General features: G+C 66.3%; 24 protein-coding genes. 13 read left to right on the top strand and 11 right to left on the bottom strand.

What is annotated here, in order from left to right; translation table 11 throughout:
• The first annotated feature begins 3 nt into the window (after positions 1-3).
• From ACI38Z_RS05935 to ACI38Z_RS05905, 7 genes are all read left to right on the top strand, one after another.
• Positions 4-714, top strand: a complete 711-nt coding sequence (locus ACI38Z_RS05935; RefSeq protein WP_439789271.1) for an L-ribulose-5-phosphate 4-epimerase — start codon at positions 4-6, stop codon at positions 712-714.
• A 99-nt stretch (positions 715-813) separates the two neighbouring features.
• On the top strand, positions 814-1,674 hold the full coding sequence (locus ACI38Z_RS05930) for an L-ribulose-5-phosphate 3-epimerase (RefSeq protein WP_439789270.1): 861 nt from the start codon (positions 814-816) through the stop codon (positions 1,672-1,674).
• A 114-nt stretch (positions 1,675-1,788) separates the two neighbouring features.
• Positions 1,789-2,472 carry a transaldolase family protein gene (locus ACI38Z_RS05925; RefSeq protein WP_439789269.1) on the top strand — a complete coding sequence of 228 codons (684 nt, stop codon included), beginning with the start codon at positions 1,789-1,791 and terminating at the stop codon, positions 2,470-2,472.
• A gap of 73 nt (positions 2,473-2,545) precedes the next feature.
• Complete coding sequence (locus ACI38Z_RS05920; RefSeq protein WP_439789268.1) at positions 2,546-3,367, top strand: transketolase; 822 nt, start codon at positions 2,546-2,548, stop codon at positions 3,365-3,367.
• Between the two features lie 3 nt (positions 3,368-3,370).
• Positions 3,371-4,309, top strand: coding sequence for a transketolase family protein (locus tag ACI38Z_RS05915; RefSeq protein WP_439789267.1), 939 nt, complete (start codon positions 3,371-3,373; stop codon positions 4,307-4,309).
• Between the two features lie 317 nt (positions 4,310-4,626).
• Positions 4,627-5,850, top strand: a complete 1,224-nt coding sequence (gene pepT / locus ACI38Z_RS05910; protein WP_439789266.1) for a peptidase T — start codon at positions 4,627-4,629, stop codon at positions 5,848-5,850.
• Between the two features lie 142 nt (positions 5,851-5,992).
• Positions 5,993-7,540 carry a YfcC family protein gene (locus tag ACI38Z_RS05905; protein WP_439789265.1) on the top strand — a complete coding sequence of 516 codons (1,548 nt, stop codon included), beginning with the start codon at positions 5,993-5,995 and terminating at the stop codon, positions 7,538-7,540.
• A gap of 119 nt (positions 7,541-7,659) precedes the next feature.
• Here the strand turns inward: ACI38Z_RS05905 and ACI38Z_RS05900 are convergent, their stop codons facing one another.
• Positions 7,660-8,292 (bottom strand): flavodoxin family protein, encoded by a 633-nt coding sequence (locus ACI38Z_RS05900; RefSeq protein ID WP_439789264.1) that lies wholly within the window; start codon positions 8,290-8,292, stop codon positions 7,660-7,662.
• Between the two features lie 29 nt (positions 8,293-8,321).
• Positions 8,322-8,867 carry a DUF1653 domain-containing protein gene (locus ACI38Z_RS05895; protein WP_439789263.1) on the bottom strand — a complete coding sequence of 182 codons (546 nt, stop codon included), beginning with the start codon at positions 8,865-8,867 and terminating at the stop codon, positions 8,322-8,324.
• A 191-nt stretch (positions 8,868-9,058) separates the two neighbouring features.
• On the opposite strand from ACI38Z_RS05895, the gene ACI38Z_RS05890 reads away from it, so the two are divergent.
• Genes ACI38Z_RS05890 through ACI38Z_RS05880 form a run of 3 tightly spaced genes read left to right on the top strand, consistent with a single transcriptional unit; the run spans position 9,059 to position 10,642 of the window.
• Positions 9,059-9,541, top strand: a complete 483-nt coding sequence (locus tag ACI38Z_RS05890) for a DUF6323 family protein (protein ID WP_439789262.1) — start codon at positions 9,059-9,061, stop codon at positions 9,539-9,541.
• A complete protein-coding gene (locus ACI38Z_RS05885; protein WP_439789261.1) occupies positions 9,538-10,206 on the top strand; it encodes a DUF6179 domain-containing protein in 669 nt (222 codons plus the stop codon). Before ACI38Z_RS05890 ends, ACI38Z_RS05885 begins: the two co-directional genes overlap by 4 nt.
• Before the next feature lie 58 nt (positions 10,207-10,264).
• On the top strand, positions 10,265-10,642 hold the full coding sequence (locus ACI38Z_RS05880; protein ID WP_439789260.1) for a peptide chain release factor-like protein: 378 nt from the start codon (positions 10,265-10,267) through the stop codon (positions 10,640-10,642).
• A gap of 25 nt (positions 10,643-10,667) precedes the next feature.
• On the opposite strand, the gene ACI38Z_RS05875 is transcribed toward ACI38Z_RS05880, so the two are convergent.
• The 5 genes from ACI38Z_RS05875 to ACI38Z_RS05855 all read right to left on the bottom strand — a co-directional run bounded on the left by ACI38Z_RS05875 (position 10,668) and on the right by ACI38Z_RS05855 (position 14,528).
• Positions 10,668-11,549, bottom strand: a complete 882-nt coding sequence (locus ACI38Z_RS05875) for an Rpn family recombination-promoting nuclease/putative transposase (protein WP_439789259.1) — start codon at positions 11,547-11,549, stop codon at positions 10,668-10,670.
• A gap of 120 nt (positions 11,550-11,669) precedes the next feature.
• Positions 11,670-12,314: a TMEM175 family protein gene (locus ACI38Z_RS05870; RefSeq protein ID WP_439789258.1), complete on the bottom strand. Its 645-nt coding sequence runs from the start codon at positions 12,312-12,314 to the stop codon at positions 11,670-11,672.
• A gap of 74 nt (positions 12,315-12,388) precedes the next feature.
• Complete coding sequence (locus tag ACI38Z_RS05865; RefSeq protein WP_439789257.1) at positions 12,389-13,057, bottom strand: amino acid ABC transporter permease; 669 nt, start codon at positions 13,055-13,057, stop codon at positions 12,389-12,391.
• A 33-nt stretch (positions 13,058-13,090) separates the two neighbouring features.
• Positions 13,091-14,005, bottom strand: coding sequence for a substrate-binding periplasmic protein (locus tag ACI38Z_RS05860; protein ID WP_439789256.1), 915 nt, complete (start codon positions 14,003-14,005; stop codon positions 13,091-13,093).
• Between the two features lie 169 nt (positions 14,006-14,174).
• On the bottom strand, positions 14,175-14,528 hold the full coding sequence (locus ACI38Z_RS05855) for a DUF2200 domain-containing protein (RefSeq protein ID WP_439789255.1): 354 nt from the start codon (positions 14,526-14,528) through the stop codon (positions 14,175-14,177).
• Positions 14,529-14,721: 193 nt separating this feature from the next.
• On the opposite strand from ACI38Z_RS05855, the gene ACI38Z_RS05850 reads away from it, so the two are divergent.
• Together ACI38Z_RS05850 and ACI38Z_RS05845 are read left to right on the top strand one after the other, a co-directional pair.
• Positions 14,722-15,306: a xanthine phosphoribosyltransferase gene (locus ACI38Z_RS05850; RefSeq protein WP_439789254.1), complete on the top strand. Its 585-nt coding sequence runs from the start codon at positions 14,722-14,724 to the stop codon at positions 15,304-15,306.
• 58 nt (positions 15,307-15,364) lie between these two features.
• Positions 15,365-16,249 carry a methionyl aminopeptidase gene (locus ACI38Z_RS05845; protein WP_439789253.1) on the top strand — a complete coding sequence of 295 codons (885 nt, stop codon included), beginning with the start codon at positions 15,365-15,367 and terminating at the stop codon, positions 16,247-16,249.
• A gap of 122 nt (positions 16,250-16,371) precedes the next feature.
• Here ACI38Z_RS05845 and ACI38Z_RS05840 read toward each other — a convergent pair whose 3' ends face one another.
• Positions 16,372-16,671, bottom strand: coding sequence for a transcriptional regulator (locus tag ACI38Z_RS05840; RefSeq protein ID WP_439789252.1), 300 nt, complete (start codon positions 16,669-16,671; stop codon positions 16,372-16,374).
• 174 nt (positions 16,672-16,845) lie between these two features.
• On the bottom strand, positions 16,846-17,370 hold the full coding sequence (locus ACI38Z_RS05835) for a nitroreductase family protein (protein ID WP_439789251.1): 525 nt from the start codon (positions 17,368-17,370) through the stop codon (positions 16,846-16,848).
• A 151-nt stretch (positions 17,371-17,521) separates the two neighbouring features.
• Here ACI38Z_RS05835 and ACI38Z_RS05830 point away from each other — a divergent pair, with 151 nt between their 5' ends.
• The gene (locus ACI38Z_RS05830; protein ID WP_439789250.1) at positions 17,522-18,508 is read left to right on the top strand and encodes a Gfo/Idh/MocA family protein; all 987 of its coding nucleotides are present in this window, start codon (positions 17,522-17,524) and stop codon (positions 18,506-18,508) included.
• On the opposite strand, the gene ACI38Z_RS05825 is transcribed toward ACI38Z_RS05830, so the two are convergent.
• Positions 18,505-19,170: a DHHA1 domain-containing protein gene (locus ACI38Z_RS05825; RefSeq protein WP_439789298.1), complete on the bottom strand. Its 666-nt coding sequence runs from the start codon at positions 19,168-19,170 to the stop codon at positions 18,505-18,507. The two genes, ACI38Z_RS05830 and ACI38Z_RS05825, sit on opposite strands and share 4 nt — an antisense overlap.
• A gap of 410 nt (positions 19,171-19,580) precedes the next feature.
• On the bottom strand, positions 19,581-20,132 hold the full coding sequence (locus ACI38Z_RS05820) for a cupin domain-containing protein (protein WP_439789249.1): 552 nt from the start codon (positions 20,130-20,132) through the stop codon (positions 19,581-19,583).
• Positions 20,133-20,201 lie beyond the last annotated feature (69 nt).

The raw sequence follows: 20,201 nt of genomic DNA, 5'->3' as shown, positions 1-20,201 counted from the left end.
AACATGATGCTCAAGGAACTGCGCGAGAAGGTCTACGAGGCCAACATGGACCTTCCCAAGCACGGACTCGTCGTTTTCACGTGGGGCAACGCCTCCGAGGTCGACCGTGACAAGGGCCTGTTCGTGATCAAGCCCTCCGGCGTCGACTACGACAAGCTCACGCCCGAGTCCATGGTCGTGTGCGACCTCGACGGCAACGTGGTCGAGGGCGACCTCAACCCGTCGTCCGACACCGCCACCCACGCCTACCTCTACCGCACCTGGGAGCAGGTCGGCGGCATCGTCCACACCCACTCCGCGGCCGCGACCGCGTGGGCCCAGGCCGGACGCTCCATCCCGTGCTACGGCACGACCCAGGCCGACTACTTCTACGGGGAGGTCCCCTGCATGAGGGGCCTCACCAAGGAGGAGATCGAGGAGGCCTACGAGCTCAACACGGGCAAGGTCATCGTCGAGGGCTTCGGCGGCATGGACCCCATGGCCCAGCCTGGCTGCCTCGTGCGCAACCACGGGCCCTTCACCTGGGGCAAGGACGCCGCCGCGGCGGTCTACCACGCCGTGGTCGTCGAGGAGGTCGCGAAGATGTCCCGCGACACCGAGCTGCTCTGTGGCGCCGCCGGCATCAGGCTCGACGACGCGAAGGCGCCCCAGTACCTGCTCGACAAGCACTACTCGCGCAAGCACGGCCCCAACGCCTACTACGGCCAGAAGTAGCTTTGGACACACGGTCGCTTGACGCGGCGGCGAATTGGTAAGAGGGGGGCGCCCTCATGGCGGGGCCATGGGGGCGCCCTTGTGAAAGGGGACCAAACAATGAGCAGGCAATACAAGCTCGGCCTGTACGAGAAGGCGACGCCGCAGGACCTCTCCTGGGAGGAGCGCCTGCAGGTCGCGGCGGAGTGCGGGTTCGACTACATGGAGATCTCCGTCGACGAGTCCGACGCCCGCCAGGCGCGCCTCGACTGGACGCCCGCGGAGCGCGCGTCCGTGGTCGACGCGATGCGCCAGACCGGCATCCCCCTGGGGTCCATGTGCCTCTCGGGCCACCGCAAGTGGCCGTTTGGCGCGAAGGATCCCAAGAAGCGCGCGTATAGCCTCGAGATGATGGACAAGGCGCTCGACCTCGCATGCGACCTGGGGCTCCACATCATCCAGCTCGCCGGCTACGACGCCTACTACGACGGGGACAAGTGGGACGGCTCCCGCCAGTGCTTCGAGGAGAACCTCGCCAAGGCGACCGAGATGGCCGCGAGCGCGGGCGTGGTCATGGGCTTCGAGACCATGGAGACGCCGTTCATGGACACCGTCGGCAAGGCCATGGAGTACGTGGACGCCGTCAACAGCCCCTACCTGGGCGTCTACCCGGACGTGGGCAACCTCACCAACGCCTCGCTCCTCTACGGCAAGAGCGTCGCGGACGACATCGCGCTCGGTCGCGGCCACATCTTCGCGGCCCACATGAAGGCGACCAAGGCCGGCCAGTACCGCGACATGCTCTTTGGCGAGGGCACGACCGACTACGAGGGCGCGCTGAGCCAGCTCGTGCCACAGGGCGTACGCCGCTACGTGTGCGAGATGTGGTACCTCGGTTCCCCGGACTGGAAGCACGACGTCGCTCACGCCTCCGAGTTCGTGAGGGAGAAGATCGACGCCGCGATGGCGAGCCTGTCCTAGGTCCGGCCCACGGCGGGGCCCAAGCCTGCGTGGCGGCTCTTCTCGCCCGCTGGCGTTTTGAAAGTCGATTCGCGGCCGCACGTGGCGGACGCGAGGCACACATGGGAGAAAAGCATGAAGTTCTTTATCGACACCGCGGACCTAGACGACATCCGCGAGGCCGCGAGCTGGGGCATCCTCTCCGGCGTCACGACCAACCCGAGCCTCTATGCGAAGACCGGCGGCAAGCTCGCCGACTTCGAGGACCACATGGTCAAGATCTGCCACATCTGCGAGGGGCTGCCCGTCTCCGCGGAGTCCACGGCCGAGACCACAGAGGGCATGATCAAGGAGGCCGAGCACCTGGCCTCGCTCGCGCCGAACATCGTGGTGAAGCTGCCCGTGACCGAGCAGTCGCTGCCTGCGATCCACCATCTCGCGCAGGAGGGCATCCGCGTCAACATGACGCTGGTCTTCAGCGTGACGCAGGCGCTGCTGGGCGCCCGCGCCGGCGCGCGCTACATCAGTCCGTTCGTGGGCCGCTTCGACGACATCGGTGACGAGGGCCTCGACCACCTTGCCGACGTGGTGACCGCCGTGCACAACTTCAAGTACGGCTACTGGGACGAGGAGGGCGGCCCCGAGATCATCACCGCCTCCGTCCGCACGCCGCACCATGTGACGCAGGCCGCGCTCATGGGCGCCGACATCGCGACCGTGCCGTTTGGCGCGCTCAAGAAGTGCGTGCACCACCCGCTTACCGACCGCGGTTTGGAGCTTTTTGCGGCGGACTGGGCAAAGGTCACCGCGCAGGACTAGGATTGACGCAGGCGGCAGGGTGCAACACGCGCGCCCGGCCGCCTTTTTGACTGTGACAGGGAGGTAGAACGACATGACCGACGAAGAGTTGAAGAAGGTCGCCCGCGAGGTCCGCAAGGGCATCCTCGTGGGGACCCACGCGGCGAAGTCCGGCCACCCCGGCGGATCGCTCTCCGCGACCGAGGCCCTGACCCTGCTCTACTTCGAGGAGATGAACGTCGACCCCAAGAACCCGCGCGACCCCAAGCGCGACAGGTTCGTGCTGTCCAAGGGCCACTGCGCGCCGGCGCTCTACGCCGTGCTCGCGCAGAGGGGCTTCTTCCCGGTTGACGAGCTCGACACGCTGAGGCACATCGGCTCGAGGCTGCAGGGCCACCCCAACATGAACGACACCCCGGGCGTCGACATGTCCACCGGCTCGCTCGGCCAGGGCATCTCCGCCGCCGTGGGCATGGCCATCGCGGGCAAGCACTGGGGCGACGACTACCGCGTCTACGCGCTCTGCGGCGACGGCGAGATCGAGGAGGGCGAGGTCTGGGAGGCCGCCATGCTGGCCGGCAACCACGCCCTCGACAACCTCTGCGTGATCGTGGACAACAACAACCTCCAGATCGACGGCACGATCGAGGAGGTCAACTCCGCCCAGCCCATAGGGAAGAAGTTCGAGGCGTTCAAGTTCCACGTCGTGGACGTGGCCGACGGCAACGACTTCGACCAGCTGCGCGCGGCGCTCGCGGAGGCGCGCGCCACGAAGGGCGCCCCCACGTGCATCGTGATGCACACCGTCAAGGGCAAGGGCGTCTCGTTCATGGAGAACCAGGTGGGCTGGCACGGCAAGGCCCCCAACGACGAGCAGTTCGCCCAGGCGATGGCCGAGCTCGACAGGGAGGCGTAGGAGATGGCAGACGTCAAGAGGGTCGCGACGCGCGACAGCTACGGCGAGGAGCTCGTGGCGCTGGGCGCGGAGCACGACGACTTCATGGTGCTGGACGCGGACCTCGCGGCCGCGACGAAGACCGGCAAGTTCAAGGCGGCCTACCCGGACCGCTTCCTCGACTGCGGCATCGCCGAGCAGAACCTGATGGGCGTGGCCGCCGGCATCGCGACCACGGGCCACAGGGTGTTCGCGAGCACGTTCGCGATGTTCGCCGCGGGCCGCGCGTTCGAGCAGGTGCGCAACTCCATCGGCTACCCGCACCTGCACGTGGTCATCGGCGCCACGCACGCGGGCATCTCCGTGGGCGAGGACGGCGCGACGCACCAGTGCAACGAGGACATCGCGCTCATGCGCACGATCCCGGGCATGACCGTGATCGTGCCGTCCGACGACGTGGAGGCCCGCGCCGCCGTGCGCGCGGCCTACGAGGCCGACGGCCCCGTCTACCTGCGCCTCGGCAGGCTCGCCGCCCCCGTCATCCACGGCGACGGATACCACTTCGAGGTCGGGAAGGGCGTCGTGGAGCGCGAGGGCACGGACGTCACCGTCGTGGCGACAGGGCTCATGGTCTCCGCCGCGCTCGAGGCGGCCGACCTCCTCGCCGCCAAGGGCGTGAGCTGCGAGGTGCTGAACGTCCACACCGTGAAGCCGCTCGACGAGGAGCTCGTGGTGAGCTCCGCCGCCAAGACTGGCCGCGTGGTGACCGTGGAGGAGCACTCCGTGATCGGCGGCCTGGGCAGCGCCGTGTGCGACGCGCTCTGCGCCAACCACCCCGTGCCCGTGAAGAAGGTGGGCGTGCAGGACGTCTTCGGCGAGTCCGGACCCGCCCTCGGCCTGCTGAAGAAGTACGGCCTCGACGGCGAGGGCGTCGCCAGGTCCATCGAGGACTTCCTCAAGTAGGGACCGCCGGGCGAGAAGTACCGCCCGCGTGACATACGCCAGGGACGCAGGGGCGCCCCGCGGCCAGCCGGTACCTCAGGTGCCGTGCCAGGCTGCGGGGCGCCTTTCTATGCCGCAGCCCATGTCCGGGGTACGGCACCGTGGGCGCGAACTTCTCCCCACGCGCGACCAAACACGCGGGCATTGCTACCTCTTGCGGATTTGCTTGCGTTCTTACGGTGCAAAGTCTTATATTTCCAAAATGTTACGAGCAATGGGGCGAGGGTCACGTCCGCTTGGATGCGTCCCTCGCCGGTTTGTGAGAGGGGAGCTTCCCGATGGAGGCCATCGACAGGCTGCTGCACTACATCGAGGTCAAGACGCCCAGCGACGAGGGAAACGACACGGAATGCCCGAGCTCGAGGGACGAGTTCGAGCTCGCGAACCTGCTTGCGGACGAGCTCCGCGGCATGGGCGTAAAGGACGTCGCCGTGGACGAGAAGTGCTTTGTCTACGCAAAACTGCCGGCGACGGAGGGGCTCGAGGGTGCCAGGAAGCTGGGGCTCATCGCGCACATGGACACCGTCTCGCAGTTCTGCGACGGCACGATCACGCCCGTGCTTCATAAAAACTACGACGGTTGCGACCTTGCCCTGGGCACGAGCGGCCGCACGCTCACCGTGCACGACTTCCCGCGGCTCGCGGAGCTCAAGGGACGCACGCTCCTCACGTCCGACGGCACGACGATCCTGGGCGTGGATGACAAGGCCGGCATCGCGGAGATCATGACCGCGCTCGAGCGCATCATCGCGAGCGGCGCGCCGCACGGTCCGCTGCGCGTCGCCTTCACGCCGGACGAGGAGATCGGCACCGGCGTCGACAACTTCGACGTGGAGCGCTTCGACGCGGACGTGGCCTACACGCTGGACGGCGACGCCGAGGGCGAGATCCAGTACCAGAACTTCAACGCGTGCGAGGCGGACTTCGAGGTCAGGGGCGTGAGCGTGCACCCGGGCTCCGCCAAGGGCATCATGGTCAACGCCATGCAGCTGTGCTGCGACATCAACAACATGCTCCCCGGCCTGGAGGCGCCGCGCTACACGGAGGGCTACGAGGGCTTCTACCACCTGCTCGAGATCCACGGGGACGAGTGCGCGGGCGGCATGTCCTACATCGTGCGCGACTTCGACGCGGCCTCGTTCGAGTGCCGCAAGCAGACGCTGCGCCACATCGCCAAGGTCCTCAACGAGCGCTGGGGCGAGGGGACCGTCACCCTCACGATCAAGGACGAGTACCAGAACATGGTTAGCGTAATCGAGGGCTGCATGTACACGATAGACAACGCCAAGACCGCCTGCGAGCGCGCCGGCGTCACACCCAGCGTCACGCCGATCCGCGGCGGCACCGACGGCTGCCAGCTGTCGTTCCGAGGGCTGCCGTGCCCCAACCTCGGCACCGGCGGCGAGGGCTACCACGGCCCCTACGAGCACGCGACCGTCGAGGGAATCGACGCCGCCACGCGGGTCGTGGTCGAGCTCGTGGGCGTCTACGCCACGGCGTAGCGGCCAGCCGCAACCCCTAACCCAATCGCAAGCAAAGCGCAAGTTTTGGCCGGGCACGTGCCCGGCCTGGCAGAGCCGTGCGCAAAAGGGGAGAAGAACTTCTCGCCCGGCGCGTCACCAACCATCAGAAAGGAAACCGATCGTGTCTGAGGACCTTGCCGCCGAGACGGCGGACGCACCAACGCCCAAGAAGCGCCACAAGCTGCACTTCCCAACGGCCATAACCGTGCTCTTCATCGTGATGCTGTTTGCCGCGGCGCTCACGTACGTCATCCCCGCGGGCAAGTACGCAAAGCTCACCTACGACGCCACGCAGGACAAGTTCGTCATCACCAACCCGGACGACAGCACGCGCCTCATGCCGCCCACGCAGGCCACCCTCGACAAGCTGGGCGTCTCGGGCAAGCTCAAGAACTTCACCAACGGCTCCATCTCGAAGCCCATCGCGATCCCGGGCACGTACAAGCGCGTGGCGCAGGCGCCGCAGGGCGTGGTCGAGTTCCTGCTCGCGCCCATCAAGGGCGTGTACGACACGATCGACATCATCCTCTTCGTGTTCCTGCTGGGCGGCTGCATCGGCGTGCTCAACTACATGGGCGCGCTCAACGCGGCCGTGGCGGCGCTCTCGCGCGTGACGCGCGGTCGCGAGTACCTGCTCATCATCATACTTTCGCTCCTGATGGTCGTCGGCGGCACCACCTTTGGCCTGGGAGAAGAGACGATCGCGCTCTACCCCATCCTCATGCCCGTGTTCATCGCGGCCGGCTACGACGCCATGACCTGCATCGCCGTCATCTTTGTGGGGGCATCCGTCGGCACCATGTACTCCACCGTCAACCCCTTCGCGACGGGCGTCGCGACCAAGGCCGCCGGCATCGCCATGTCCGAGGGCATGAACTGGCGCTTCATCTCGCTCGCCATCGGCACGGTCATGGCCGTGGCCTACATCATGGTCTACGCGCACCGGGTGCGCCTCGACCCCTCCAAGTCCGTCTGCTATGACATGAAGCAGAAGATCGAGGAGCGCTGGGGCCAGCAGGGCAACCAGATCGAGTTCACCGGCCACATGAAGGTCTCGCTCGCGGTCTTTGGCATCTCCTTCGTGGTGCTGGTGTACGGCATCGTCGCGTACCAGTGGTGGTTCGACTACATGACCGCCGTCTTTCTCGCCTGCTCCATCGCGCTTGCGTTTACCTCCGGGCTCGAGGAGGAGGTCTTCTTCGACAAGTACATCGGCGGCTGCGGCGACCTCATGAGCGTCGCCCTCGTCGTCGGCGTGGCTCGCGCGGTCAACATCCTGCTCGAGAACGGCTTCATCTCCGACACGATCCTGCACTTCTTCTCGGGCGCGGTCACCGGCATGAGCCCCATCCTCTTCATCCTGGTGATGCTCGTGGTCTACATCATCCTGGGCTTCTTCATCAACTCGTCCTCCGGCCTCGCCGTCCTGTCCATCCCCATCATGGCGCCGCTGGGCGATGCGGTGGGCGTCTCGCGCGCGGCCATCATCGCGGCGTACAACTACGGCCAGGGCCTCATCTCGTACATCACGCCCACGGGCCTCATCCTGGCGTCGCTCGCCATGGTCGACGTGCCGTTCAGCCGCTGGCTCAAGTGGGTTAACCCGCTGCTCGTGGCCACCATCGCGCTCAACGCGGCGCTGCTCGTGGCGCAGGTGCTCATAGGGTAGGCGCAACGACACATGCCCCGGCGCCATCGCCTGGGGAGAAGAACGCGGGGACGTCCCTTGGGGCGCCCCCGCGTCTGCATGCGGCCCTCGGCCGCGTGCGCCCGCACTTCTTTGCCAGCCTACTTTCCGTCCATGAAGTTGGTGAGGGGGCCGTGCAGCGGCTCGGGCGGAAGCACGCCCGCCGCGGCCGCGGCCTCCCTCGCCCTCAGCACATACGCCATGTTCTGGCCGATGGCGCGCATGCAGCGCAGGCCCTCCACGTCCTTCTCCACGTCCTCGGGCGTGAAGCCGTGGGTCTCGTTCCAGTAGGTTCCGGACACGATGAGCATGTTGCTGATGCCAAAGTACTTGTTGAACTGGTCGTACGTGGTCACGCAGCCCGCGCGGCGCGAGTTGGATATGCCGGCGGCGGGCTTCATGTAGAAGCGGCCCGACCCGTCGGACGAGTAGAACACGCGGTCCAGGAACGAGCGCATCTGCCCCGCGATGGAGGCGTAGTACACGGGCGAGCCAAACACGAAGCCGTCCGCGTGGTCCGCGAGCGCGCAGAACTCGTTCACCTTGTCGTTCATCACGCACTTGCCTGCCGTCTCGCAGTAGCCGCATGCCTTGCAGCCGCCCAGCTCCCGGCTGCCGATCCAGAAGTCCTCGACCTCGATGCCGGCCGCCTCGAGCGGTCCCGCGACCTCGCGCAGCGCCCGCGCCGTGCAGCCGTTGCGGTGGGGGCTTCCGTTCACCATGATTACCTTCATGTGCGTTTCCTTCCGTATGCGTCCCGGCACTAGTGGCCGGCCACGCTTTCGATCTCCTGCAGCTCGAAGCGCCAGCGCTGCGTGGCGTCGGGGTACTTCTTGCGGTCTACGGGCGAGAGGAACAGCTCCCTCGGCCGTGCCCAGAGCGACCCGTCGCCGTACAGCTTGCGGTAGATGACGAGCTCCTCGCCGGTCTCCGAGTGGCGCGCGACGTCCTCCACCAGGTAGTAGTCCCCCTTGAAGTGCCGGTAGACGCGGCCGCGAAGGACCTCGCGCCCTTCTCCGTCGGCGGCGGGCGTCGCCTTGGGCGAGAGGGACGCGGCGCCCGAGACCGTGGGCGCCAGCTTGCCCGCGGCTGCCTGATCGGTCGCAGCCTCCTGCTCCATAGCCGCCGCCTGCTCTGCGAGCAGCTGCTTGACCAGCTTCTTTACGGCTGGCTTGCACTTGCCGCACTTGGTGCCGGCGCCCGTCGCCTTGCGCACCTGCTTGAGGCTGGTTGCGCCATTGGCTATCGCCTTGCGGATGTCTTCCTCCGTCACGTGCTTGCAGGGGCAGACGTACTTTGAGCCAGACATGGGTCCTCCCGACCGTCGATTTCGCCCTATGGTACGCCCCGCTTGCCAACGATTACCCCGGCTTTGGCGGCCCATCTGCGAGCGGGGCAAGCGGGCGGAAAAATAAAGTCTACAAATCAGAAATTCCATACGCGAAAATCTTCCCAGTACGCGAATCGCTGCAGGTGGCTAACGGGGAACGGGGACTGGGATTGCCAAAGGTTGACGCGCTTTCGCTTCTGAGGACGGACGGGGGAGAAGAGACGCGGCTCGTGCGGGAGAGCCTGGGACGCCGCGGGCTCGCCCTCCGGGACGAGGAGCTGTGCGAGCTGGATTCGATCGGGCGCGAGCGGCTGGCGGAGCTTGGCCGCGTGGAGCTGGGGCCAGGGCCGCTGCCTCTGATCGCGGAGGCGTTTGCCGACTCGCCCTACCTCGAGCGGCCCCGACTGGCCGAGCAGCTGTCTGCGGTGCAGGAGGCGTTCCTGGAGCTGCGCGACGCCGTGGACGCTGCCATTCCGGATGCCGAGCTGGCGTGGGCGCTGCGCGAGGCGTTTGACGAGTCTGGGGGCGATGCCGACGCGCTCTGGGGAGTCCGTGCGGAGGACGTGCTGCCCGCGACCGACGGGGACGACCCGTGGGGGCAGGACCCCTGGGCGAGCCTCCATGACGCGCGTCCCGCGGAGGACCTGCTGTGAGCGCGCTGGGGGAGGGCCAGACTCCAAGTGGCGTGGGCCCGACGGGCGGTGTCACGGGTCACGCGGACGTGGGGCGTGCACGACGCGGCGCCGCGATGGTGCTGCGACATCTGGTGCGGCTCTACACCGCGGGCGAGGCAAGCTCCGTCTCCGCCGCCGAGCTAGCGCGGCTGGCAGAATCCATGCTGTACGTGCTGGGCGCGGACTCGTTGGACGACCCCGCGGCAGTATGCGTGCTTGCGCGCTCGGACGCCGTCGGCGCATACGAGTCGCGCCGCCGTGCGCTGGACGAGCGTGCCAGGGCGACGGGCGAGCTCTGGGGCGAGGTCGCGCTTGCCATGCCACGGATTCCCAACCGAGCGCTCGTGGAGACCATGGCGAGCGTGCATGACGTTCTGAGCCGGTATGACACGCACTTCTCCGCGCATCTGGTGCCTGCCGAGCTGACGTACGTTCCGCATGGATTTGAAGCCCACAGGCTTGCCGGGATTGACGCGGTCGAGGCGTGGCTCAGGGCGACGCTCGACGAGGCGCGCTGGCTCTCCCAGTTTGACCTGCGGAGTCTGATTGGGGTGCTCGAGGCCCATGCACCTGGCTACCTGGATGATTGCGCGAGCCTTCGTGACCTCGTCGAGCCGCATGTGGACGAGCTCCCGCCAAGGTAGCCGGCAGCCATCGGGCCTCGCGCTCGACTGGCCGCTCGCGTAGGCGTAAGGTGGACGCATGGACAAGAAGCTGACATATGCCGACTACGCTCGCTTTTCTCGCCTTCCGGATGGCGAGCTCGTGCGGCAGTGCCGCGCGGAGGCCTTCCACGCGTCCGGTCCCGGAGGCCAGGGCGTCAACACGGCGGACTCCGCGGTGCGCATGTGCCACGTCCCCACGGGCATCACCGTGGTGAGCAGGGAGTCCCGCAGCCAGCTGCAAAATCGCGAGCTGTGCCTGAAGAAGATTCGTGCCGAGCTGTCCCGGCGTGCAAGAAGGCCCAAGAAGCGGCACGCCACCAAGCCGACGCGTGCGTCCGTGCGCCGCCGTCTGGACGAGAAGAGCAGGCATGCCAAGGTCAAGCGCCTAAGGCGCCGTCCTGGCATGGATGATTAGACGCCCCCCAATCGCTGGGAGGCGGTCACCTTATTCCAAACTCGTCTAGTAGGTGGTCGAGCTTCTCTCCGTCCCCCAGGGCAGACATGAACTCAGCAGTCCTACCTCTCGAATCCAGCTCATGGGCGAGTCTAGCCAGCTGGGCGTCACGCCTTTTAACACCCTCATCGCGCCCCTCTTCGAGGCCCTCCTCACGGCCCTCCTGACGACCCCGACGCTCGCCTTCCTCTCGTCCGGCTTGCATGGCGTCGGCAATCTCGTCGCGGTACTTCTCGGACCAGATCATCCTGAACCTCCTCCACTGGGGATCGTCGCGGTAGGTTTGGACCGCGTCGTTCACGCGCCTGACGTAATCACTCCTGATGACAGTATCGTTCGAAAGGTATTGGAGAAACGCGTCGAATCCGTCACCGAGCTCGCCCTTGGTCCCCTTCGCGTTCACGAACACGATGTTGGTCCGGTCACCGAGCGGGCGACCAGTCTCGCTGCATCGTCTGGGGTATTCGTAGCGCTTCCACCCGTCACCAAACGGGTCGTTTGCGCAGATGAAGATAACCACCGCGCCACCTGCCTCCTCAAAGCGCTGGCCGCGGTCGAGCATGCTCAGGTCGACAAGCGACAAGTATCTCCGTGCGCGGAAGACGATGTCCGGCGTGGCGACGTTCTGCATCTCGATGTCGTACTCGTTGCCGTCGGCGTCCCGTACCAACAGGTCGACTATGCCCGCGCGCGAGAGCGGGCCCGCGTCAAGCCAAGCCTGACGCTGCACAAACTCGAGCTCTCGCACCTCGATTCCTAGGATCATCTCGATCAGTCCCCGGCAAAGCTCCGGGTCCTGGAACACCGTCCCAAACATCAGGTCGTCCGTGATCGTGATGCTGTCAAAGTCCATCGCGTCGCGTACCATGCCGCACCCCTCTCCACCTGGCCAATGGGTGAGGGGCATGATACACCGAGCCACTTTCGGTTAACTTTCCTATGTCTAACGCGAGCCTTTGCTTGGGTGCCGTCTTAGGCTTGCCCGCACCTACTCCCCAGGCTGCTCGGAGTCGTCCTCCGCCAGGAAGTCGAGCAGGCGCACGATGCGCAGATCAGGTACGATCCAGAAGCCAAACGCGACGATCAGCGCCACGAGGGCAAGGTGCGACTTGGGCAGCGTCAGCGCCAGCACGAGCGCGAGGAGCTCGAACCCAAGGGTGAGCCGCTCCTTCAGGAGCGAGCGCTTCTCCACCACCGCGCGTCGCGCGAGTTCCTCCTTGGGAGTAGCGCCACAGTCTCGGCCCATGGCGTGACGGATGACGCGCTCGAGGTTCATGTACGTGAGCGACACGAGCATGTTGAGCACGACGTAGCACGTGGTGGGAAGGGCGGCAAAGTGCGTCTTCTGCATCCAGTCGGTCGCGAGCGGGAAGAACGACAGCACAAAGAGAAACGCAAGATTGGCCCACAGCATGCGCCCGTCGACGTGGCGCACGAGCTTGAGCAGGTGATGGTGGTTGTTCCAGTAGGTGCCCACGCCCACAAAGCTCACGAAGTATGCCGCGACGGCGGGCAGCAGCCCCAGCAGGTCCCGCAGCGACGCCCCCTCGGGTGCCTCGATCCCCAGCACCATGATCGTGATGATGATGGCAATCACGCCATCGCTGAAGGCCTCCATGCGTCCCTTGTCCATGCGGCTCCCCTCCGTCGTGCCTTACTGCCCACCAAGGATAGCGCGACCGGCAGTCGTCCAAGCATTGGTCGCGCCTAGGCGCCGGACTGCATGCGGCGCACGTGGCGCTCCACGCGCTTGCCCACGACCACCAGGGCCATCACGATCACGTAGTAGATGGCCGCCACCAGCACAAACGGCTCGAAGGCGCGGTACGTGAGCGCCTGCACGCTCTCGGCGGCGCGCATCATGTCCGCGAGGCCGATCGTGGCCACCAGGCTCGAGCTCTTGAGCACCGTGATCACCTCGTTCACGAGCGACGGCGCCACGGACAGCAGCGCCTGCGGGATGATCACGTGCACCATCATGGGCACGTAGCGCATGCCGAGCGAGCGGGCGGCGTCGTACTGCCCCTGGCTCACGCCCTGGATGCCGCCGCGCACCGTCTCGGAGACGGTGGCGGACCCATTGAGCCCCAGCGTCAGGACGCTCGCCGTGAACATCGATATCTTGTAGCCCGTCAGCTGCGGCGTCGCAAAGTATGCAATAAACAGCAGCACGATGAGCGGGATGCCGCGGAAGAGCGACGTGTAGAAGTCGAGCACGAGCCTGAGAGGCCTGCAGTCGATCACCTTGAGCACGGCGATCACGAAGCCCAAGGCAAACGCAAGAACCAGGGCGGCCCCCGTCACCTCGAGGGTGACGGCGAGGCCGCTCCAGAACAGTGACGCATACGGTTGGATTATCGAGAAGTTCAGGTCCATGGCTCCGTGCTCGCTCGGGGGTGTGCGGTCGCCCTAGTTTACGCCCTTGGTGGCCGTGCCGGCGGCGCTCGTGTCGTCGCCCCACTCGAAGTCCTTGCCCACGTACTTGCCGATGTACTTGTCGATCGTGCCGTCCTTCAGCATCTCGCCGATGCACTTGTCGAAGGCGGAGACAAAGCTGGCGCCCTTGGTGGCCATCACGCGGTAGACGCCCACGTAGTCCTGCGTCTCCTTGCGGGCGAGCAGGCCCAGCACCAGGCCCTTGTTGGCGTCCGCCATGGACTGGCCCTCCGCGCCGTCGCACAGGTACGCGTCGATGCGGCCGGCGAGGACCTCCTGCAGGCACTGGCTGCCGCCGTCGTAGGTGTGGATGTCGCCGTCCGGCAGCACGGCCTCGATGAACTTGTTCTGGACGGTGCCGGTGGTACAGGCGATGCTCTTGCCCTTGAGCTCGGACACCTTGGTGATGGCTGTGCCGCCCTTGGTGAGCACGCCCACCAGCGGCTCGTAGTAGCCGCGCGTGAAGTCGAAGGTCTTCTCGCGCTCCGTGTTCGAGGACATCGCCATCGTGAACGAGGTCTTGCTCGACTGGACCGACGCCAGCGTCGCGGAGAACTCCTGCGCCTCGAACTCGTAGGTGAAGCCCAGGCGCTTGGCCATCTCGTCCGCAATCGCGATGTCGAGGCCGACGACCTTCTTCTTGCCGCCCACGGTCTTGACGTAGCGGTAGGGGGCAAAGGCGTCGTCGCCCACAAAGGTGAGCTTCTGCCCGGCCAGCGCCTTGGATGACTTCTTGGAGCTGGACGAGCTGCCGCTCGCGTCGCTACCAGAACCGCTTCCACAACCCGCGAGCATGCCCATCATGCCCATGGTCCCCAGCGCCATGAGGCCCACGAAGCCCCTGCGGTCGAGGTTGGCAGTGCGGATGCCGGTGCGGTTGCGCTCCATCGTTTCCTCCAAACTTAAAATAAAAACGGCAACGCCGATTCTAGTCGCTTGTAAATCCCAGCAATCCAATAGGAATATATTCGTAACAAACCGCCCATTCGGACGTGCCGCGGGCGAGAAGAACGCGCCGCCGTGGCTGGTCGTGCCCGCCCCCATGGGCCTGTCGCGGCTAGGAGCGCAGGATCTTCTCCATTGGCTTGCCGTGGGCGAGCTCGTCCACCAGCTTGTCCAGGATGCGCATGTCTCGCGTCATCGGGTCCTCAATGTCCTGCACGCGGATGCCGCAGACGCTGCCCGTCACCTTGAGGCGGTCGGGGTTCATGTGCGGGGCGTCGCGCAGGAAGTCGCCGTAGGTCGCGTCGCCCGCGGCAAGCGCCTCGAGCCCGTCGCGCGTGTAGCCCGTCATCCACTCCGCCACGGCAAACACCTCGTCGGCGCTGCGGCCCTTGCGGACGGCCTTGTTGACCAGGCACTGCCACACCTTGCCAAAGCGCATGCCAAACACCCTGTCCGAACCTGCCACGTGCGCCTCCCAACGTCGCGTAAGATGATGCGCCGCGCGGGCGCGGCCGTAAGACAGATGATAGCCCACCCGCTTGAGCTGACTTTGCGAGCGCGCCCGGACCTGCGTCCGCCCGCGGTCGCAGCTGCTATCCTGTTAGGCGCAAAAGGCGACGTGTGGCACGGCTGCTGCCACGAGGGAACGGGGTGCGCGCATGAAGGAGCTCGAGGATCGCATACTGAGCGAGGGCATCGTCCGCGAGGGTGACGTGCTCAAGGTGGACAGCTTCCTCAACCATCGCTGCGACACGCAGCTGTACGACCACATGGGTGCCGAGTGGGCGCGCCTCTTTGCGGGCGAGCCCGTGGACAAGATCCTCACGATCGAGGCCTCCGGCATCGGCATCGCCTGCGTGGCCGCCCGCCACTTTGGCAACGTGCCCGTGGTCTTTGCGCGCAAGACCGAGTCCGTCAACCTCGACGGCTCGCAGTACCGCACGCAGATTCACTCGTACACCTACGGCCGCGACTACCAGGTGATCGTGGCGAAGCGCTTCCTGACCCCGGGGGAGCACGTGCTCATAATCGACGATTTTCTCGCCAATGGCTGCGCCCTCAACGGCCTGCTCAAGATCTGCGAGGACGCCGGCGTCAGCGTGACGGGCATCGGCATCGCGGTGGAGAAGGGCTTCCAGCCGGGCGGCAAGAGCCTGCGCAAGCGCGGCTACCACCTCGAGTCCCTCGCAATTGTGGACTCGATGGACCCCGCCACGGGCAGGATCGTGTTCCGCGAGCAGTAGCCGCGCCCAAGCGCTAAGGTGGATGAGAAAGACGATTGGCCTTATAAGGAGACTCCTCATGTATGACAAGCTTCCGGTTCCCGGACGCAACGATCCCTGCTGGTGTGGCAGCGGCAGGAAGTACAAGAAGTGCCACGCCGCCGAGGACGACAGGCTCGACCAGCTCTACCACGACGGCGAGGAGGTCCTGCCCCGCTCGCTCATCAAGACCGCCAAGGACATCGAGGGCATAAAGGCCTCCGCCGCGGTCAACATGGGCGTGCTCGACCTGGTGGGCGAGCGCATCTGCGCCGGCACCACCACCATGGACATCAACGAGTGGGTGGAGGAGTACCTGGGCGCGCACGACGCGGTCTCGGCCGACCTCAACTTCGAGGGCTATCCGTACAGCGTATGCACCTCCATCAACGACGTGGTCTGCCACGGCTTCCCCAACAAGGAGGACGTCCTCAAGGACGGCGACATCATCAACGTCGACATGTCCACGATCAAGGGCGGGTACTTCTCGGACTCCAGCCGCATGTTCTGCATCGGCGAGGTGAGTCCCGAGCGCAAGCGCCTGGTTGACGTGTGCCACGACTCCGTCAAGGCGGGACTCGCCGCCGTCAAGCCCTGGGGCCACCTGGGCGACGTGGGCGCTGCCGTGAACAAGGTGTGCCAGGACGCGGGCTACAGCGTCGTGGAGGAGTACGGCGGCCACGGCATCGGCGTCGAGTTCCACGAGGACCCGTTCGTGGGCTTCACGACCGAGGCAGGCACCGGCCCCATCCTCATGCCGGGCATGTGCTTCACCATCGAGCCCATGGTCAATGCCGGCAAGCACGACATCACCATCGACCGCGAGAACGGCTGGATCGTGCGCACGGCCGACGGCAGCGACTCCGCCCAGTGGGAGGTCCAGCTGGTCGTGACGGACACGGGCTACGAGCTGCTGAGCTGGTAGGCGACAGCGGCTCGCGAGGGCGTCCCGTACGGATTAAGACGCAAACTTGAGTGCGGCGGCAGCCCGAGGAGGGCGACCGCCGCATTTGCGTTGCGCTGGAGGGGTTGCGACCAGGTATTCCGTCAGCTCAGCCTCACGCGTTTGGGCACGTCTTCCTCGGCGCGGATGCGGCCAATGCCGGTCCGAAGCGGGTCCGTGGCCTCGACGACGCCGTCGAGGAAGCCCAGCAGTCGGGCTATGCGCAGGAAGTTCTCGAACGAGCCGGACCCCTCGTTGAGCATCTTCCTCACCGTGGGAACGCTGAGGTTTGCACGGTTTGCGAGCAGCTCGACGGTGATTCGCTGCTGGCGCCGTGCGAGGTCGAGGTTGGAGGATATGGCACGCATCGCGTGCGAGACGGGTATGGGGGTACGTCCGGCCATGAGCTATGTCCTTAACAAAAACAAATATTATCGTATAACCATATTATAGAAATATTTGTTACGTTTAACAAGTGCTCCGTAGGCGACAATGCAGCTTTTTGGCACTGGTTTGCAAAGCAAAGTGCAACTTTTTCGCACCTATTGTTGCCTCTGATTGCAACTTTTTGCAGTCGCCTACGCCACGACGTTGCTCGCGATGTGGTGCTTGGAATCGAGCACGCGCGGCGCGTACTTCTGGTCCGTGAGGCCCAGCGCGATGGAGCCCACCGGCACAAAGCCATCCGGAAGGTCGAGCGCGGCCACGAGCTTGGGGTCCTGCGCCAGGGCGCGCGTGGCGCCGTAGATGTAGCAGCTGCCCACGCCCTGGTCCACGGCTGCGAGCGACATGTTCTGGATGACGGCGGCGACGTTCGCGCTGGCCACGTTGCCCTCCGCGTTGCTGGAGACAACCACAAGGGTGGGCGCGCCGTAGAGCGGGTGCGAGCTGGGGTCGCCAAAGAGCCTGGCCGCCGCGGCGTCGATCGCGGCGAGCAGCTTGGGGTCGCTCACGACGGTGAGGTGCAGGCTGTCGTAGCGGCCCATGCCGACGGGCGCCTCGCTCGCGGCGGCGAGGATCGCGTCCATCTGTTGCGCGCTCGCCGGCTCCCCCGTGTAGCTGCGAACGGATTTGCGCTGGTTGAGTGCGTCCAAAAGCTCCATGGCTCCCCCTTGTGTGACGGTTGTTCTTCTCGCCAGTGTATATGCCCGTTTGCCGGGGAGAAGATCGGCCGCCTCTGCCGAAAAGTGCGTATGCGGCCGGGACGGATGCGTAATAGAATCGCCCCGTACACTTCGAGGCTTGGAGGATCGCATGAGGGTCGCTGCTGTTGGTACGGGGTTCATCGGCAAGCTCGTGACGCCGAAGCTCGCGGCGTGGGGGTACGACGTGACGTACGTGGTATCGACGCCGCGCTCGCTCGCGAAGGCGGAGGCGCTGGCCTCGCAGGTGGGCGCGCTCGCGAGCTGCGACTACGACGCCGTGCTGGCGTCGGACAAGGTCGACGCCGTCTACCTGGGGATTCCCAACGACCTGCACTACGACTACGCCACGCGCGCGCTCGAGGCCGGGCGCAGCGTGATCCTGGAGAAGCCCATGTGCTCCAACTACGACGAGGCGCGCCGCCTGGTGGGGCTCGCGCGCGAGAGGGGCCTCCTCCTGTTTGACGCGACGACCACGCTCTACCAGCCCAACATGCTCAAGGCGATGGAGTGGCTGCCGCGCGTGGGCACGGTCAAGATGGCCGTGGTCAACTACAGCCAGTACTCCAGCCGCTACGACCGCTTCAAGCGCGGCGACATCGCGCCGGCGTTTGACCCGGCGCACTCCGGCGGCGCGCTCATGGACCTGGGCCACTATTGCCTGTCCTGGCTGTGCCGCCTGTTTGGCGAACCCAAGGACGTGACCTACCTGGCCAACGTCGAGCGTGGGATCGACACCTCGGGCGTGACGCTGCTGGACTACGGCGACTTCAAGGCGACCGCGATCGCGGCAAAGGACTGCGGCGCCCCCAGCTACGGCATCGTGCAGGGAACGGAGGGCTACATCCGCATGGACGGCAAGCCCAACGCGCTGTGCACCGTGGAGCTGCACCTCAACGACGGCACGGTGGAGAAGTACCTGCCCCCGGAGCAGGACCAGTACCGTGCGGAGTTCGAGGCGCTTCGCGGCTTTGCGGAGGGCGGCCAGTACGGCCTGGAGCAGTGCCAGAAGATGGACGAGCTGGGGCTCGTGGTGAGCAAGGTGCAGACGCAGGCGCGCAGGTCTGCGGGCGTGACCTTCCCGGCGGACGAGCGCTAGGCCAGCAGCTCCTTGAGCGCGGCCTCCGCCTGACCGCGCGTGGTGGCCCAGCTGCCCTGGACCATGTTCGGCTTGCCGCCGCCGCGCCCGTCGAGGCGCCTGTTCAGCCCCTTGCAGACGGGGCGCAGGTCGAGCTCGGCGCTGGAAATTGCAAAGTTGATGCGGCCGTCCGAGCCCTCCATGGGGGACAGCGCCGCGACCACGGGCGCCACGCCCTTCTCGACCACCCGCTCGCAGAGGTAGCGGAGCTCGTCCATGTCTGCCGCGTCGCGGTAGCTCACGAGGGCGCCGTCCTGGCGCGGGGTCGACGCGACCTCCTGGTCGATGGCCTTGCGGTTGGCTGCCTTGAGCTGGTGCTTGAGCTCGTCCTTCTCGCCCGAGAGGCGACGCACCGCCTCGGGCACCTCCTCGTCCGCGACGGAGAGGAAGTTGCTCACGTCGCGCAGCTGGTCCATGCGCTCCTCGCAGAGCTCGAGCGCGCGGCGGCCGCACAGCAGCTCGAGGCGGGTCTTCTTCTTTTTGGTGCCGATGCGCAGGATCTTGATGAGGCCGACCTGGCCGGACGTGGAGACGTGCGTGCCGCAGCAGGCGCAGGAGTCCACGCCGTCGATCACGACCACGCGGATCTGGCCCTCGTGGTCCTTCTTGCTGCGGTAGTCCATCGCCTCGAGCTCCGCGGGCGAGGGGAGAAGCGCCTCCACCTTCACGTTGTCTCGCACGGCGGCGTTGGCGCGGCGCTCCACGTCGAGCGCCTGCTCGGGCGTGAGGACGCCGTCGAAGTCGACCTCGATGCACTTCTCGCCCATGTGGAAGCCGACGTTGTTGTAGCCGTAGAGCTTGTGCACGATGCCGGACACGATGTGCTCGCCGGTGTGGGCCTCCATGTTGTCGCGGCGCCACGTCCAGTCGAGCGTGCCGTGGACGGCGGCACCCACGGGCAGCGGCGCGTCCGCGAGGTGGACCACCTGGCCGGGCTCCGCGCCGGGGACGGCCTCGCGCACGTGGGCGAGGGTGGGCCCGGCCGCGGGGTCGGCGTCGGACCCAGGCTCGGCCTCCGCGGCGTCCGCGAGGGCTATCGTGCCGCGGTCGCCGGGCTGGCCGCCGCCGGTGGGATAGAACGCGGTGCGGTCGAGCTCGATCGCAAAGCCGTCGTCCGTGGGCGTGCACGACGTGACGTGCGCGTCGAACTCGCGCGCATAGGGGTCGGTGTAGTAGAGCTCGTCAAAGGTCTCCATGTGGTGCGCTCCTCCATCTTCGTGAGGCCGCCCGCGCCGGAACGTGCCAGGCGCGGGCGGCTGCAGATTTCCAACGACCCATGATAGGCGATGGCCGTGGAGGCGCGGTCCGCGGACCCGGGCGGCGCGCTCTTCTCGCCTTGCTCCAGCGTCAGGAGCAGCGCCATCTTGAAGCGCTTGTCCGCGCGCACGAAGTGGCGGCCGTTCTTGTCGAACTTGAAGTTCTCTCCCGTGTGGATCACGTGCTCCTCGCCCTCGTAGCCGATGACGCCCTCGCCGTCCAGTGCGAAGACGAGCGCCTCGCCCGGCGCGGAGTGCTCGTCGAGGCCCGTGCCCGCGTCGAAGCTCATGAGCGCGAGCTTCATGCCGGAGTTGTGCGCCACGTCCATGTTGACGATGGTGCCCTCTTATCCTTTTAGCGTCGCCTCCCGGCGACATTTGTCCTGTATTGCGGACAA

This window comes from Parafannyhessea sp., from assembly GCF_051876455.1.
Taxonomy (GTDB): domain Bacteria; phylum Actinomycetota; class Coriobacteriia; order Coriobacteriales; family Atopobiaceae; genus Parafannyhessea.
Note: the sequence above shows the minus strand (reverse complement) of the source record. Positions and strands in the feature narration are given on the sequence as shown.